We start from the raw sequence: 15,431 nt of genomic DNA on the forward strand, positions 1-15,431 counted from the left end.
CCCGGCCGTGAGGCTGTACGGAAACTGTTGTGCTTATAAATAGCTGATCTCGACGACCGCCGCCGAAGCCCCGGCCGTGAGGCGGGCGCACGCTCGGTGCGCTCCTCACTCGCTCACTCCGTTCGCTCGCTGCGGTGCTTCCGTCCCCTGCGCCCGCCTCACGGCCGCCCCTTCGAGCCCCGCCCCGCCCCGCACGGCCCCGCACCTCACGCCTCCCCAGCCTCGTCGGGCGCGCCTTCGGGCTCCCTCCGGTCGCCCTCGTTGCGCCCGACTCCCTCGCGCGTGCGCCTCGCGGCCGCCGAGGGCGGCCGCTCGCAGGCACGCGCCGCCGCACCGCCGATCCTTTATAAATGAAAAGTTAGATTCCCGCCTTGTGCCGTCTTACGCCTTCGGCAGGTCGATCGGCTCGCCGTCGGCGTAGACGGTCGGGTTCCGGATGATGCCGTCGAGGTGGAGCGGCGCGTCCGTCTCGCCGCCGATCCCGGCGTTGTCGCCGATCGCGATGTGGACCGTGCCGCCGGCCTTCTCGTCTAAGAGGACCGAGCCGACGAGCTCCTCGACCCCGCCGTTGGTCCCGATGCCGAGTTCCGCGAGGTTGTACGCCGCGTCCCCGACCTCCTCGGCCGCCGCCTCCACGTCGGCGCGGATCTCGTCGTCGCCGATCTCGGTCACGAACCCGTCCTCGACCTCGAACGCGAGTGTCTGGTCCTCGTCGAGCAGGCCGTGGGGCATCATCGTCCCGTCGACGACGAAGGTCCCGGTCGCGGTCTCGGGGGCGACGAACACCTCGCCCGCGGGGAGGTTCGAGAAGTCGCCCGGCTCGCGGACCATGCCGGTGTCGGCGAGCCACTCGCGGTCGCCGATCCCGAACGTGATGTCGGTGCCGGCGGGCGCGGTGACGCGGACCTCGTCCGCGTCGCCGACCTGGTCGAGCACGTCGTCGCAGGCGGCGTCGATGGCGGCGTAGTCGGCGTCAAGCCCGGTCGTGAACACGTCCTCGGTGATGCCCGGGAGCGTCGCGCCGCGCGCGCCGGCGTCGCAGGCCGCGCCGCGGGCGCGGGTGTGGCTCAGGCTCTTCGTCGTCGGCGCGAGGAAGACGTCCGCCTCCCGCATCGCGGCCGCGACCGGCGCCGGCGGCTCCGTCCCGTGCTGGTCCGCGGGCGGGTACCGCAGGACCGTCGCGTCGTCGGTGACGGCGCACGCGGCCGCGTAGAGCGCCTCACCGATCGGCTCGCGCTCGTCGTCGGTGACCACGACGACCGACTCGTCGGGGGCGACGTTCAGACACTGTTCGACCGCGGTCGCCGCGGCGTCGGAGAGGTCGGCTGCCATGCTCGCGCCTCCGTTCGCCCGAGCGTTAGGCCTTGCCATCGACGATTTTACTCTATTTCGTAATTGAATTATTTACGTCCGGTGCCGATCGGCGTCGAATTAACCGATCGATTACTCGTGGGGTAGTTAATTTCATTTTACGATCCTCGAAAAGATTATACCACTCCCCGAGCGACAGGCAGGTATGATACGCGTAGGCGTCAACGGCTACGGCACGATCGGCAAGCGGGTCGCGGACGCCGTCGCGGCCCAGGCCGACATGGAGCTCGTCGGCGTGACGAAGGCGTCGCCGGACTACGGCGTCGAGGCCGCGGCCCGCCGGGGCTACGATCTCTACGCGGCGGTCGAGGACCGCGCAGACGACTTTGCGGCCGCCGGCGTCGACCTGGCGGGGACGCTCGGCGACCTCCTCGACGCCGTCGACGTCGTCGTCGACTGCGCGCCCTCCGGCGTCGGCGAGCGCAACGCGCCGGTGTACGAGGCGCACGACACGAAGGCGATCTTCCAGGGCGGCGAGGACGCCGCAGTCGCCGACGCCTCCTTCAACGCGCGCGGCCGGTTCGAGGCCGCCCGCGGCGCCGACTCCGTCCGCGTCGTCTCCTGTAACACGACCGCGCTCTCGCGGCTGCTCGCGCCGCTCGACGAGACCTACGGCGTCGAGAAGGCGCGCGTCACGCTCGTGCGCCGCGGCGGCGACCCGAACGAGACCGACCGCGGTCCGATAAACGACATCGTCCCCGACCCGGCGACGGTCCCCTCTCACCACGGCCCGGACGTGAACGAGGTCCTCCCCGACGTGACCGTCGACACCGCGGCGCTGAAGGCGCCGGTGACGGGGATGCACACCCACAGCGTCAACGTCACCCTGGAGACCGACCCCGACCCGGCGGCCGTCCGCGACCTGCTCGCCGACGAGAGCCGGATCTTCCTCGTGCCCGAAGGCGCCGGCATCGACGGCGCCGGCGCGCTGAAGGAGTACGCGGCCGACGCGGGGCGGCCCCGCGGCGACCTCTGGGAGAACTGCGTCTGGGAGGAGTCGATAAGCGTGACCGGTCGGGACCTCTACCTCTTCCAGAACGTCCACCAGGAGGCCGACGTGGTCCCCGAGAACGTCGACGCGGTCCGCGCGATGGCGACCGACGTCGACGCCGCCGAGTCGGTCGCGCGTACGAACGAGACGCTCGGCGTGGGCCTCGACAGCCGACTCGGAGACGGCGACCTGGTCCGGACGGAACTGCCGGCCGACGACTGACGTCCTCGTTGACCGCCTTCGTTGACTGCTCTCGGTTCGCTACCGCCCGCAGCCGGCGGTCACTCGCTCGGCCGCGTGACGAGGAACGTCCGCCCGCCCCGGCGTTCGAGGTGGACCTCGCTGCCGTCGACGCGGTTCGCCCGGACCCGGTCCGGGAGGCGGTCGGTTCGACAGTCGGTGACGTCCACCCGCGTCGGCGTCGCGTACCGCGGTCGGTCGGCGGTGACTGCGCTCATACCTCACCGTTCGACCGGACAGCCCCTATAAGCGAGCCATCCGCGGAGTGAAAGTGAAAGTAGACGGCTCCGAACCGCTGCCGGGCGATCCGGACGTGGACGGACGGGGACCTCGTCCCCCTCCCGCCCTACCGGCGGAGCCCCGTCGCCTCGTCGTCCTCGACGAACCGCACCGTGAAGTAGTCGTAGCCGCCGTAGGCGGCGTCGAGCGCGCCCATCCACCAGTTCCACCGCTCGACGAGCGAGGAGCCGTCCGGCGCGTCCTCCAAGTGTCCGATCACCCCCGTCACGGTCAGTCCGTGGCCGCGGTCCTCGGAGGGCCGCCCGGAGTCGACGAGGTCGCGGGCCGACCGCGAGACGGCGCGCCGCTCGGCCTCGGTCCCGCCGAACTCGTCTTCGAGTGCGCGTTCCAGACGCTTTCTGTCCATGGCCAATCTACGTGCCGCGAGTATATCAGTCGCGTGGTAGGGGGTGGCACGTCCGGTGACGCCGAGAGGACTCGACCGGACGTTCCGCCGCCTGCCGGCGGGCGCGCAGCCGAATCACAGCCGCGCGGCGAGCACGAGGAAGAGCAGGGAGAACGGCGCCGTGAGCAGCGCCAGCGCCAGTCCGCCCGCCCCCTCGCCGGCCGCGACGGTCATCAGCACGCCGACGACGAGCGAGAACGACCCTAACGCCGCGAGCGTGAGCCGCTCGGGCACGCTCGCGCGGTCCGGCCCGTCGCTTTCCGCCAGCGCCGCGTCGAGCGCCGACTCGACCGCGTCGGCGCGCTCCACCGGGACGAACAGCCACGGCGTCGACCGGAACCACGCGTTTCCGCGGTACGCGAGCAGGAACAGCGTCGTCCACCGGAGGTCGACCCGCCGCGTCCGGAGTACCGCCCCGAGGTCGTCGCTCCGGGTCCGGTCGTGGTGCGGGTACCGTCGCTCGACCGTCGCCTCGACCGAATCCAGTCGGACGACTACGCCCGACGACTGGACGACGGCCGGCACGAACCAGACGAGCCAGAACAGCGGCCAGAGGGCGGGGAGGAAGTCGGACGGCGCCGCCAGCGCCGCGGCGACGACGGCGCCGAACCCGGCGAGCGTCCACCCCGGACTGAGCGCGCCCGCGGCCTCTCGGAGCCGGGAGCCGGTCAGCTCGCTGACCGAGGTCTCGCGGTACCAGACGTACAGCGAGGGGAGGGTGGCGACCGCGAGCGCGAACAGGAACCCGACGCCGACCGCGGCCTCGGCGAGGCCGACGCTCGGGAGCGCGAGTTCGCCGGCGGCGGCGCCCGCGAGCGCGGCGACCGCGACGGCGCCGATCGAGACGAGGACCGTGCCGACGATCCCGACCGTCGCGCCGGCCGCGAGCGAGCGGAGGCGGTCGTGACGGACCGGCCCCCACTCGATCGGGTCGCGTTCGGCGGTCGCCTCCGAGTCGCGGGGAGTTTCGGACCCCTCGGTCACGCCGCGGCCGTCGTCGGCCGTCGAGACGCCATCGGCGGCGTCGACGGCGTCGGCGGCGGGGGGCTCTCGGCTCTCGGAGGGCATACGCACCGAGTCGTTCCGGGACGGCAAAAGAGTGAGGTCGACCTCGGTGCGACGTGACGCGTCCCGGGCCCCGACGGCCGCGGCGAGTTCCGCCCGCTCCCGCGGCCCCTCCGGGGACGAGTACTGCTGGTCGTCGACACCGGCACCGACCGGATCAGCGTCGGCGGCTGGAACGCCGTGGTCGAGGACGTCGAGGCGACTCGGATCGTCATCACCGACGTCGAGGCGACTCGGATCGTCATCACCGACGTCGCGGACGTCGACGAGTACCCGTCGCTACGGGCCGGGACGGAACCCGCCGAGCGATCGCGGACGACGGCGTCTCCGGCGCTTCGCGCGGCACGGATCACTCCCCGTCGCGCAGCTCCGCGACGGCCTCCCGGTCGGGAAGCGCGGCCATCGCACCGCGGCGCTTCGTCGACGCGGCGGCGACGGCGTTGGCGAACCCGAGGATACCGTCCGGGTCGTCGCCGTCGACGAGTCCCGCGATCGCCCCGGCGGAGAAGGCGTCGCCGGCGCCGGTCGTGTCGACGACGTCCTCGATCTCGTATCCGGGGTGGTGCCACTCGCCGGCGGCCCACCGCGAGCCCTCGTCGGCGACCAGCCGCGCGCCGGAACCGCCTTCGGTCAGGAAAACCGCGTCCGGGCCGGCGGCGAGGACCTCCGCGGTCGTCGTCGGGAGGCCGGCGCCCTCGAGGTCCTCGCGGGTGACTTTGAGGACGTCCGTCTCGGAGAGCATCCGCTCTATCGTGGGCGTCGGCTCCGTCTCCCACAGCTCGGGGCGGACGTTCGGGTCGAAGAAGACGCGACAGTTCCGGTCGCGGGCCCGCTCGACGAGGTCGAACGTCGCCGATCGCGCCGGCTCGACGGTCAGCGTGACGCCCCCAACGACGACGACCTCGACCGACTCGAGGACGTCGTCGCCGACGACGCTCGTGTCGAGGCGCCTGTCCGCCGCCTCCGAGCGGTAGAAGGTGAACTCGCGGTCGGCGTCCTCGCCGTGCGAGACGAACGCCACCGCCGTCCGGCTGTCCGGAACCTCCGTGACGAAGTCGTCCGGAACGCCCTCGCGGTCGAGCACCCGCGCGAGATGCGAGCCGAACGGGTCGTCGGCGAGCGCGGTACAGAACCACGGCGTCCGGTCGAGCCGCGCCAGCCCGACCGCCACGTTGGCCGGCGCCCCGCCCGCCCGTCGAGAGAACGACTCCACGTTCGCGAGCCGTCCGGGACGGTCCGGAATGAGATCGATCAGGGCCTCGCCGGCGACAAGGGCCTCACGCGTCATGCGCCACCATGCTCGGAGTCACGAGTATGAAAAACATAAAAATTCGGACAGGGGCGCGAGCGGATGCCACCCCGGCGCGGAGCGACACCCATACCGGATCGGCTCCCCTCGACACGCGGGAGTGAGTCGCCGGCGCTCGGTTCACGAGTCGTCCGGTCCGGGGGTGTTACCGTTATAACCAGTACGTTTTGTAAATCTACTCAGCTGTGAGTTGTGTGAGTGCGCCCCGACGTCGCATCGTCTCCGGTCGGCGCAGACGTAGTGGCGCCGATCGCCCGTGACGGAACGGGTCGTCGCCCGACCCTACGCCGTCTCCGCGTTCGATTCGGCCGGTTCCGCGTACGACTCTGCGGCCTCCGCGTCCGCGGACGGGGGCTCGGCGGGTTCGACGTTGCCGAGGCGGAGCGCGTTGCCGGTGACGCCGAGGCTCATCCCCATGTCGCCGACGACCACGGCCATCGCGACGCTCACGTAGCCGAGGGGGGCGCCCGCGGCGAGCAGCGCCTTCACGGCGAGCGAGGCGCCGATGTTCGTCCGGATCGTCGAGCCCGCGCGCGAGGAGAGGTCGACCACGTACGGGAGCCGCGTCAGGTCGTCGGCCATCAGCGCCACGTCCGCGGTCTCGATCGCGGTGTCGGCGCCGGCGGCGCCCATCGCGATCCCGACGTCGGCGGCCGCGAGCGCCGGGGCGTCGTTGATCCCGTCGCCGACCATCGCGACGCCGCCGTCGGCCTCGGCGCCGAGCTCGCGCACCGCGTCGACCTTCTCCTCGGGGAGCAGCTCCGCGCGTACCTCGTCGACACCGACGCGCTCGCCGATCGCACGGGCGGTCCGCTCGTTGTCGCCGGTGAGCATCGCGACGCGGTCGATCCCGAGCTCGTGGAGCCGGTCGACGACCCACGCCGCCTCCGGCCTGACGGTGTCCGCGACCGCGACGACGCCCTCCAGTTCGCTCTCGGTCCCCACGAGGACGACCGTCTTCCCCTCGGCCTGGAGCCGCGGGATCGTCTCGCTCGCCAAGTCGAGGTACCGGCCGTGGTCGCAGGGCTCGGGCTCCGTGACGCTCGCGCTCGCGTCGTCGGGCTCCTCGCCGTCCGCGTCGCGCTCGCGGACGACTCCACCGTCGGACCGGACGTGCGCGTGGCTCAGGTCGAAGCCGAGCTCCTCGAACAGCGAGGGCTTGCCGGCGTAGTGGGTCTCGCCGTCGAGGTCGGCCCGCACCCCCTCGCCGGTCAGCGCCTCGAAGCCGGTGACCTCGGTCTCGTCGGGATCGCCGTCGCCGGGATCGGAACCGACTTCCTCGCCCTGCGCGACGATCGCCGCCGCGACCGGGTGTTCGCTCCGCCGCTCGATGGCGGTCGCGCACGCGAGGACGTCGTCGGGGTCGCGGTCGCCGAGCGGGACCACGTCGGTCACCGACAGCTCGCCGCGCGTGAGCGTCCCGGTCTTGTCGAGCGCGACGGCGTCGACGTCGCCGGCGGCCTCCAGGTGTTCGCCGCCCTTGATGAGGACGCCGTTGCGCGCGGCCGCGGTCACGCCGGAGACGACGCTGACGGGCGTCGAGATGACGAACGCGCAGGGGCACGCGACGACGAGGAGCGTGAGCCCGCGGACGAACCACGTCTCCGCGCCGCCGCCGACGAGGAGCGGGCCGAGCGTCGCGGTGGCGATCGCCCCGACCACGACAATCGGGGTGTAGACGCCCGCGAAGCGGTCGACGAACCGCTCCGCGCGCGTCTCCTCGCCGTTGGCGGCCTCGACGAGGTCGACGACCTTCGCGATGGTCGACTCCTCGGCGGGCGCGGTCGCCTCGACCTCGAGGTAGCCGGCCTCGTTGATCGAGCCCGCGTACACCTCGTCGCCGGGCTCCTTCTCCGCGGGGACGGACTCGCCGGTGATCGGCGACTCGTCGACCGCACCGGAGCCCTCCTTCACGACCCCGTCGAGGGGGACGCGCTCGCCGGGGCGGACCGCCAGCCGCTCGCCGGTCGCGACGGCCCCGGCGGGCACCGTCTCCTCCGCACCGTCGCGGATCACGACCGCCTCGTCGGGCGACAGCTCCATCAGCTCGCGGAGGGAGGTGCGCGCCCGGTCGATGGAGTAGCGTTCGAGCAGCTCGGCGACCGAGAACAGCACCGCGAGCGTCGCCGCCTCGAACGGCAGGTCCACGAGCAGCGCGGCGACGACGCCCACGCTCATCAGCAGGTCGATGTCGAGGCTCAGCCCGCGCAGCGAGTAGAAGCCGTTCCGCAGGATCGGCGGCGCGGCGGCCGCGACCGCGAGCAGGAACGCGACCGACGCGCCGGTGACGCCCCACGGCCCGAGGAAGCCGACGCCGCCGACGGTCGCGAACGTCGGGTCGAGCCCCGGGAGCAGCCACTCCAAGGCGAGTCCGACCGCGAGGAAGACGCCGCCGACCGCGGTCGCGATCGCTCGGGGGCTCGTGAACAGGTCGTCGGCGACGCCGTCGGACTCGGCGTCTTCGACCGCGTAGCCGGCCGCCTCGACGGCGGCCGTCAGCGCCTCGACGTCCGTCAGGTCCGGATCGTACGTGAGGACGACGACGCCCGTCGTCGGGCGCGTGTCGACCGAGAGGACGCCCTCGCGGTCGAGCGCGCCCTCGACCTTCCCCGCGCACGACGAGCAGTCCATGTCCGGGACCGCGAGGCGGAGCTCCGCGCCGTCGGGGCGGTCGGTCGCACCGCCGGCGGGCGGATCCGTCGCCCCGTCGTCGGGGCCGTTCGATTCGCGTGAGTCGCTCATTGTCCGACCCTATCCGCCGCACCGTTATTAATCCAACTGCCATTCTCACGGGTTATTTTATAAGTAATTATTAAATCAGCAGTTAGAAATAGCAAAACATCCGCGAGTATTTATCTGTGGGTGGGCTACTCGCGGGCATGACAGACTGGCGCGCCGTCGGCTACGGCTTCGTCGTGATGCTGATCGCCGGGGTTCTGGCGACCGCCGTCCCGGTCGTCGGGCACGCGGCCGCCGGGCTCGTCGGCGGGTTCGTCGCGGGCTACCTCGCCGGCGGTGGCCTGCTCTCTGGCTTCTGGCACGGGCTGCTCGCGGGGTCGGTGAGCGGGGTCGTCGTCACGCTGCTGCTCGCCGCGTTCGGCGGGCTCGTCGGCCTCGTGGGCGGCCCGCTCGGGAGCCTGCTCGGCGGCGCCGGCGTCCTCGCGGTCGGGCTGTTCCTCACGTTCCTGTTCGCGGTCGACTCGGCGCTCGCTGGCGCCATCGGCGGCGTGGTCGGGAAATAAGCGCGTTTTTGCGAGGCGGCATAATTTAACGGAACCGGCTCCGTTGAAAGCCGATTCTTCAGACACAAACTGGGCCGAAACAGCTGGTCGCTGAGAGGTACTTGTCGAGATACTGTGAGGAAGGGAGTTAATGCCGGGGTATATCAAAGCCCGATCAGAAGTACGGACCGGGGAGTGCCTCTGACACACCGGAACCGCTCCACGTTCCGGACTGGCTTCCCCAGTTCTCTGGTGCGCCTCTGTGTGGTACGAAACACCGATACTCAGTGGACCGACTGTACCGAGCGGTTCGTGAGTATCCCGTACTGAGCGAAAGGGGCTCAGATACATCACTTGTAGAGGGCTTCAACACAGTCACGCGTGAGGTGGATTTCTCCGACGGCGTCTGCCTGCGGGGCCGCCTCGCGGCTGGGCCGCGAGAGACCGGAGGTCCCTCTGAAATCGGCGCGGAGCGCCGGCGACTCCGTCACTACGAGCGCCTCGACGTTTTATGAAAAATGACCGGGACAGCAACGGAGCCGACTACGCCGCGACAACTCCCTTTTTAAGCGCTCTCGACGGCGTCGAGGACCGCCGCGTAGTCGGGCTCGTTCGTCGGGTCGTCGGCGACCCAGTCGTAGACGACCTCGCCGTCGTCGTCGATCACGAAGACGGCGCGGTTGGCGATGCCGTGGAGGCCCAGCTCGGCGATGTCGATCTCCAGCCCGTACGCGCGGATCGCGTCGCCGGCCATGTCGCTCACGAGGTCGAACTCGATCCCGTGCTCCTCGCGGAACGCGCCCTGCGAGAACGGCGAGTCGGCGCTGATCCCGAAGAGGGTCGCGCCGGCCGACTCGAACGCGTCGGCGCGCTCCTGGAACGCGATCATCTCGTTCGTACACGGCGGCGTGAACGCGCCGGGGAAAAAGGCGAGCACGACCGGCCCGTCGCCGATCTCCTCGTCGAGGTCGAACGGTTCGTGGTCGCTCGTGCCGACCGTCGCGGTGAACGTGGGTGCGGCGTCGCCTGTGGATACCATCTTCACACAGTACGGCCGATTCACGCAAAAGGCTTGTCGCGACCGCGTTCGGTGCCGGCGTCGGCGCGGGGTCGCGGACCCTTTCGCGGCTACCCCCGGTCGAGGTACTCCTGCTGGATCGCGACGACCTCGGCTGAGTCCTCGCAGGCGGCGTACCGCCGGAGCGGCTCGTCGTTGAGTTCGAGGAACGTCTCTCCCCACGTGAACTTCGACAGGACGCGCTCCGCGTGGTCGCGCTCGCCGAGGACGATCAGCGCGGCCGCGAACGCCTCGACGGTCGTGAGCTTCATCGGGCGTCCGAAGTTCACGGGGTTCGCGGCCACGAGGTACGGGAGCGCCCGGTGTTCGCCCGGGAGACTGAACATTTTCTCGCCCGCCGACTCCCACGAGCAGTCGAGCGCGACGAGGGCGTTCTCGCGGGCCATTTCGGCGTCCGCCGGCGAGAGCGCGCGCTCCGCGTGGGGGTTTAAGACGACCCCGTACGGCGTGGCACGGTCCGAGCGGTGGAGCTCCGCGAGGTCGAAGCGCGCGAGCTTCCGGGCCGTACACTTGTCGGGGTCGTCGTCGCCCTCGTACCGGACGTGGAGGTCCACACCTCGGATTCGACGGAGTCGCCTATAAGCCGTGCGGACGTGGACAGCAGAAAAATACGCGGAGCCGTCGCCCGCCGCCCGTCACAGGGCGCGGGTCCGGGTCAGAACCGGTTCGGCGTCGTCGCTCTCGGCCGAGACGCGCGTCCGCGTCCCGATCGGCGCCGGTTCGTCTTCCGTAGGTGTCGGTTCGTCTTCCGTAGGTGTCGGTTCGGCTTCCGTTGCTGATTCACACATCGCGGGCGACGATTCTCGGTCTTCCTACAAAACCGTTCGGCTGAATGTCTCGTTATCTCTGGTATCTCCTAATATACGTATTATATTTCGAGTACTACGGCCCAAATCGTACAATAAAATACGAAATGCTCCGTCATTCACTGATATGCGCTTCCGGGCCGTCTCACGTACCACGCCCCGGATAGCGTCAAACCGACCCGGTACCGGCGGGGTTTTTCCTCGTCGCCGCGCAGGTGATCACATGGAGCTGTTCGCGGTTCCGGACCTCCCGGAGATCCGGGAGGGAGACGATCTGGCGGCCATGATCGACGAGCGCGTCGACCTCCGCGAGGACGACGTGGTCGTCGTCGCCAGCACGGTCGTCTCGAAGGCGGAGGGCCGCGTCTTCGACCTCGACGACTTCCCGGCGAGCGAGCGCGCGGAGGCGGTCGCCGGCCGGCTCGCCGAGATCGCGGACGAGGAGAAGGACCCGCGCTTCGCGCAGGCCGTCATCGAGGAGTCGTCGGAGCTCCTGATGGAGGCCCCCTTCCTCCTCACTGCCACGCGCTTCGGCCACATCGGCGTTAACGCCGGGATCGACCGGTCGAACGTCCCCGACGGCGACCTGCTGCTGCTCCCGGAGCGCCCCTCCGAGAGCGCGGCCCGGATCCGCGAGGGGCTCGCGGCCGACCGCGTCGTCGTCAGCGACACCTGCGGACGCCCGTTCCGCCACGGGCAGCGCGGCGTCGCGATCGGCTGGGCCGGAACCCCCGCCAGTCGCGACTGGCGCGGCGAGACGGACCGCGACGGCCGCGAGATGGGCGTCACCGTCCAGAACGTGATCGACGAGCTGGCCGCGGCCGCCAACCTGATCGCGGGCGAGGGCGACGGGGGCACCCCGGTCGTCGTCGTCCGCGACTGGGCGTTCGGCGACCACGACGGCTCGGACAACCACTTCCGCGAGGTCGAGGGCGACTTCGTCCGGCAGGCCCTGCGGGAGTGGTCCTTCGACGAATAACCATGCTCGGCATCGAACTCACCCCCGAACACGAGCTGTCCCGCCTCGTCGACCTCGGCGTCCGCGCCGAGGACGCCGGCTACGACGCCGTCTACTCGACGTGTCACTACAACAACCGCGACCCGTGGGCGTTCCTCTCGCGGCTCGCGGCCGCGACCGACTCGGTCCGGCTCGGCCCGGGCGTCGCCAACCCCTACGAGACCCACCCCGCGACGCTCGCCTCCAAGGTCGCCACCCTCGACGAGGCCTCCGAAGGCCGGGCGGTCTTCGGCCTCGGCCCCGGCGACCCCTCGACGCTGGCGAACCTCGGGCTCGAAGACGAACGCGGCCTCCGCCCCGTCTTGGAGGCGTTCAAGACCGCACAGAAGCTCTGGGCCGGCGAGCGCGTCGACCACGAGGGGACCTTCGACGCGACGGACGCGGGGCTCAACTACGAGCCCCCGCAGGGCGCCGGGATTCCGGTCCACGTCGGCGGCGAGGGGCCGCACATGTGCCGGATGGCCGCCAAGCACGCCGACGGGCTGCTGTACAACGGCTCGCACCCGAAGGACCTCGCGTGGGCCCGCGAACAGGTCGACGACGGCCTCGCGGATCGTCCCGATCACCGAGGCGACTTCGACCTGATCGCGTACGCCGCGGTGTCGGTCGCCGAGGACGACACCGCCGCCCGCGAGGCCGCCCGCCCGCCGGTCGCCTTTATCACCGCGGGCGCCGCGCCGCCCGTCCTGAAGCGCCACGGGATCGACCCGGACGCGGCGACGAAAATCGGCGACCGCGTCTCGGCCGGCGAGTTCTCCGCCGCCTTCGAGCGCGTGACCCCGGAGATGATAGACGCGTTCTGTATGGCGGGCACCCCCGAGACCGTCCGCGAGCGCGCCGCCGCGGTCGCCGAGCACGCCGACGGGCTCGTCGTCGGCTCGCCGCTCGGCCCGGACTTGGAGAACGCGGTCGATCTCGCCGCCGAGGCGGTCGACGGGCTGTTCTGAGGCGTCTCGCGGCGAGGGGTCGGGGTCCGGGCACCTCGCGGGCGGATTCTCGCGCCGTGACAATCGAGAATCGGTCCTGATAACGTCGGCGGGAGGTTCATAAGCCGTTCTCATCGAGGTCCGGACATGTCCACGACACGACAGCGCCGCCCGGGGATACGCGGGCGGTACGAGGCCCTCCTGTGGGGGACGATGGGCGCGATCGGCGTCACGGAGTCGATAGAGCGCAAGGTCGTCACGGCGGTCGGCATCCAGTTCCTCGTCACCGTCGGCATCTTCGTCACGCAGTTCGTCCTCTCCGGGACCGCCGCGTACGTCGTCTCCGGCGCCCTGTTCCTCGGCGCGGTCGTCGCCATCTACAACACCCTGCTCATCGTCCGACGCGACTTCGTCGCCCCGATCCGGGCGTTAGAGCGCGAGGCGGACGCGATCGCCGCGGGAGAGATCGGGGGGACGAGCGGCGTCGACGCGGCCGGTCCGGCGGAGGACGACCCCGCGGACGCCCTCGATCCGACGCAGCCGGACGAGGTCGGGAACCTCGTCGGCGCCTTCGGCGAGGTCCACGGCTACCTCACGACCGTCTCGGCGCAGGCGGAGGCGCTCGCGGCACAGGAGTTCGACGACCCGGCGCTCGACGAGGACGTCCCGGGCTCCTTCGGCGAGTCGCTCGACGAGATGGCCGAGAACCTCGCCGCCTACACGGCCGAGCTGGAGGCGCTCGTCGACGCCTTCGGCGACGCCGCGGAGCGCGCGCAGGACGGCGACCTGACGGCGACCATCGACGCGGACGCGCTGGCGACCGATGAGGACCGGTACGCCGAGCTCGTCGACAACTACAACCGGCTCGTCGCGACCCTCGGCGAGACGCTCGGCGACGTCGGCGCGTTCACCGCCGACGTGGCCGGCACCGCGGACGACGTGCGCGCGAGCATGGACGAGGTCGACGACGCGAGCGGCGAAGTCGCCCGCTCGGTTCAGGAGATCTCCGACGGCGCAGCAGAGCAGACGGACGAGTTAGAGGCGATCGCCGGCGAGATGAACACGCTGTCCGCGACGGTCGAGGAGATCGCGGCGAGCGCGGACGACGCGGCCGAGACCGCCCGCGACGCGGCCGAGCGCGGGCGCTCCGGGCGCGAGGAGGCGGCCGAGGCGATCGCGGAGCTGGAGGCGCTCGAATCCCGGATCGGCGAGACGGCGGCCGCGGTCACCGACCTCGCGGAGCGGGTCGGCGAGATCGACGAGATCGCGGCCGTGATCGACGAGATCGCGGAGGAGACCAACCTGCTCGCCCTGAACGCCTCCATCGAGGCGGCGCGCGCCGACGGCTCCGGCGACGGATTCGCGGTCGTCGCGGACGAGGTGAAGTCGCTCGCGGAGGAGACCCGCGAGTCCGCGGCGGAGATCTCCGGCCGGATCGAGGAGGTCCAAGAGGCGTCGGCGGAGACCGCGGCCGACGCCGAGGAGATGGAGACGCAGGTCGCCGAGGGCGTCGAGACGATCGAGTCGACGCTGCGGGAGTTCGAGGGGGTCGTCGAGGACGTGACGACGGTCGACGAGACCGTCCAGGAGATCAGCGACGCGACCGACGACCAGGCGCGCACGACACAGGAGGTCGTCGACATGGTCGACGGCGTCGCGTCCGTGAGCCGACAGACGGCGACCGAGGCCGAGACCGTCGCGGCCGCGGCCGAGGAGCAGACCGCGACCGTCTCCGAGGTGACGGGGCAGGTCCACACGCTCTCGGACCAGTCCGACGAGCTGCTCGCGCGGCTGAACGAGTTCGAGGTGCCGGACGGGTCGGGCGGGGCCGCGACCGCGGTCGGGGCCCCGGCGAGCGGCTCCGGGACGCGGTCGGCGACGGGCGCCGACGACGACTGAGGAGAGGGTCCGATCGAGCCCCCGGTTTCCGCCTCTTTACTCGGAGTGGCCGCGACCGCCGAGCGAGGGGAGGGTCACGCCGATCTCGTTGAGCAGCGCGCCGACCGCGGCGTAGCCGAACACGGCGACGCCGCCGACGAGGAGAAGCTGTCCGACGACGACGAGCAGCGCCGACAGCGGGTCGCCCGCGCCGAGGATCAGGTCGTTCAGGAAGATGTCGACGAACCGGCCGACGTCGCCGACCAGCCGCGAGACGAAGTCGATGAGCGCGATCATGTGCGGCGTTTGGACCGGGGGGTACTTGGGTGTTGAGTTCGCGGCGGCGATCCGCCGATCGATTCACCCCTCCGACCGCGGCGTCGCCGCCGCCTCGTCGGCGCGCGCGTACCGCAGCGCCCAGCCGATCAGGACGCCCTGAAACGGCAGCCGAATCAGCGCCGCGAGCCGCGCCGGGCCGACGAGCCGGTCCGGGACGAGGTCGGACAGCGTGTCGCTCCGGGCGAGGTGGACGTTCGCCGGGAACACCGCGACGAGGAGGGCGACGATCCCCCACGCGGACGGGCGTCGCGTCCGCGGTATCGTGACGCCGATACCGAGGACGATCTCGGCGATTCCGGAGAGGTAGACGAGTCCCACCGGACTGGGGAACGACGGCGGGACCGCTTCCGCGAAGCGTTCGGGGACCAGGAAGTGGGCGATCCCGGCGACGACGTACGTCGCGCCCATCAGGGGGGCGAGCGAGGGTCCGGACTCCGTTCCGTCTGCGTCGGTCGAGCGGGGTCGGTCTGCGTCGGTCATACCTCGCCACACGAGCGGGAGGCG

General features: G+C 71.2%; 16 protein-coding genes and 1 pseudogene. 6 read left to right on the plus strand and 11 right to left on the minus strand.

Going from position 1 to position 15,431, the window contains the following annotated elements:
* Nucleotides 1-381 precede the first annotated feature (381 nt).
* Nucleotides 382-1,332 carry an aminopeptidase gene (locus DVK07_RS09375; RefSeq protein ID WP_121596809.1) on the minus strand — a complete coding sequence of 317 codons (951 nt, stop codon included), beginning with the start codon at nucleotides 1,330-1,332 and terminating at the stop codon, nucleotides 382-384.
* Nucleotides 1,333-1,516: 184 nt separating this feature from the next.
* On the opposite strand from DVK07_RS09375, the gene DVK07_RS09380 reads away from it, so the two are divergent.
* Nucleotides 1,517-2,584, plus strand: a complete 1,068-nt coding sequence (locus DVK07_RS09380; protein ID WP_121596810.1) for a type II glyceraldehyde-3-phosphate dehydrogenase — start codon at nucleotides 1,517-1,519, stop codon at nucleotides 2,582-2,584.
* 59 nt (nucleotides 2,585-2,643) lie between these two features.
* On the opposite strand, the gene DVK07_RS23285 is transcribed toward DVK07_RS09380, so the two are convergent.
* From DVK07_RS23285 to DVK07_RS09390, 3 genes are all read right to left on the minus strand, one after another.
* A complete protein-coding gene (locus tag DVK07_RS23285; protein ID WP_199719459.1) occupies nucleotides 2,644-2,820 on the minus strand; it encodes a hypothetical protein in 177 nt (58 codons plus the stop codon).
* A gap of 128 nt (nucleotides 2,821-2,948) precedes the next feature.
* A complete protein-coding gene (locus tag DVK07_RS09385) occupies nucleotides 2,949-3,248 on the minus strand; it encodes a hypothetical protein (protein WP_017344529.1) in 300 nt (99 codons plus the stop codon).
* Nucleotides 3,249-3,362: 114 nt separating this feature from the next.
* A complete protein-coding gene (locus DVK07_RS09390; RefSeq protein WP_121596811.1) occupies nucleotides 3,363-4,355 on the minus strand; it encodes a hypothetical protein in 993 nt (330 codons plus the stop codon).
* A gap of 126 nt (nucleotides 4,356-4,481) precedes the next feature.
* Here DVK07_RS09390 and DVK07_RS24195 point away from each other — a divergent pair.
* Nucleotides 4,482-4,559, plus strand: a pseudogene (locus DVK07_RS24195) (TrmB family transcriptional regulator sugar-binding domain-containing protein); the annotation flags it as partial.
* A gap of 142 nt (nucleotides 4,560-4,701) precedes the next feature.
* Here DVK07_RS24195 and DVK07_RS09400 read toward each other — a convergent pair.
* Nucleotides 4,702-5,640 carry a carbohydrate kinase gene (locus tag DVK07_RS09400; protein ID WP_121596812.1) on the minus strand — a complete coding sequence of 313 codons (939 nt, stop codon included), beginning with the start codon at nucleotides 5,638-5,640 and terminating at the stop codon, nucleotides 4,702-4,704.
* Nucleotides 5,641-5,943: 303 nt separating this feature from the next.
* Nucleotides 5,944-8,403 carry a cation-translocating P-type ATPase gene (locus tag DVK07_RS09405; protein WP_121596813.1) on the minus strand — a complete coding sequence of 820 codons (2,460 nt, stop codon included), beginning with the start codon at nucleotides 8,401-8,403 and terminating at the stop codon, nucleotides 5,944-5,946.
* A 137-nt stretch (nucleotides 8,404-8,540) separates the two neighbouring features.
* Here DVK07_RS09405 and DVK07_RS09410 point away from each other — a divergent pair, with 137 nt between their 5' ends.
* The gene (locus DVK07_RS09410) at nucleotides 8,541-8,903 is read left to right on the plus strand and encodes a DUF5518 domain-containing protein (RefSeq protein ID WP_121596814.1); all 363 of its coding nucleotides are present in this window, start codon (nucleotides 8,541-8,543) and stop codon (nucleotides 8,901-8,903) included.
* Nucleotides 8,904-9,447: 544 nt separating this feature from the next.
* Here DVK07_RS09410 and DVK07_RS09415 read toward each other — a convergent pair.
* The 3 genes from DVK07_RS09415 to DVK07_RS22625 form a co-directional block, all read right to left on the minus strand.
* Entirely contained in the window at nucleotides 9,448-9,921 is a 474-nt protein-coding gene (locus DVK07_RS09415; RefSeq protein WP_121596815.1) for a redoxin domain-containing protein, read from the minus strand.
* Between the two features lie 89 nt (nucleotides 9,922-10,010).
* Nucleotides 10,011-10,514, minus strand: a complete 504-nt coding sequence (locus tag DVK07_RS09420) for a DUF367 family protein (RefSeq protein WP_121596816.1) — start codon at nucleotides 10,512-10,514, stop codon at nucleotides 10,011-10,013.
* A gap of 81 nt (nucleotides 10,515-10,595) precedes the next feature.
* Nucleotides 10,596-10,748, minus strand: a complete 153-nt coding sequence (locus DVK07_RS22625) for a hypothetical protein (protein ID WP_158603133.1) — start codon at nucleotides 10,746-10,748, stop codon at nucleotides 10,596-10,598.
* Between the two features lie 241 nt (nucleotides 10,749-10,989).
* Here DVK07_RS22625 and DVK07_RS09425 point away from each other — a divergent pair, with 241 nt between their 5' ends.
* The 3 genes from DVK07_RS09425 (at nucleotide 10,990) to DVK07_RS09435 (ending at nucleotide 14,609) form a co-directional block, all read left to right on the plus strand.
* Entirely contained in the window at nucleotides 10,990-11,745 is a 756-nt protein-coding gene (locus tag DVK07_RS09425; protein WP_121596817.1) for a coenzyme F420-0:L-glutamate ligase, read from the plus strand.
* A 2-nt stretch (nucleotides 11,746-11,747) separates the two neighbouring features.
* Nucleotides 11,748-12,731, plus strand: coding sequence for a 5,10-methylenetetrahydromethanopterin reductase (locus DVK07_RS09430; RefSeq protein ID WP_121596818.1), 984 nt, complete (start codon nucleotides 11,748-11,750; stop codon nucleotides 12,729-12,731).
* A gap of 192 nt (nucleotides 12,732-12,923) precedes the next feature.
* Nucleotides 12,924-14,609, plus strand: coding sequence for a methyl-accepting chemotaxis protein (locus DVK07_RS09435; protein ID WP_121596923.1), 1,686 nt, complete (start codon nucleotides 12,924-12,926; stop codon nucleotides 14,607-14,609).
* A 36-nt stretch (nucleotides 14,610-14,645) separates the two neighbouring features.
* Here DVK07_RS09435 and DVK07_RS09440 read toward each other — a convergent pair whose 3' ends face one another.
* Complete coding sequence (locus DVK07_RS09440) at nucleotides 14,646-14,885, minus strand: hypothetical protein (protein ID WP_121596819.1); 240 nt, start codon at nucleotides 14,883-14,885, stop codon at nucleotides 14,646-14,648.
* 63 nt (nucleotides 14,886-14,948) lie between these two features.
* Nucleotides 14,949-15,407 carry a DoxX family membrane protein gene (locus tag DVK07_RS09445; protein ID WP_121596820.1) on the minus strand — a complete coding sequence of 153 codons (459 nt, stop codon included), beginning with the start codon at nucleotides 15,405-15,407 and terminating at the stop codon, nucleotides 14,949-14,951.
* Between the last annotated feature and the right edge of the window lie 24 nt (nucleotides 15,408-15,431).

This window comes from Halorubrum sp. Atlit-26R, assembly GCF_003666015.1.
Classification (GTDB): Archaea; Halobacteriota; Halobacteria; order Halobacteriales; family Haloferacaceae; genus Halorubrum.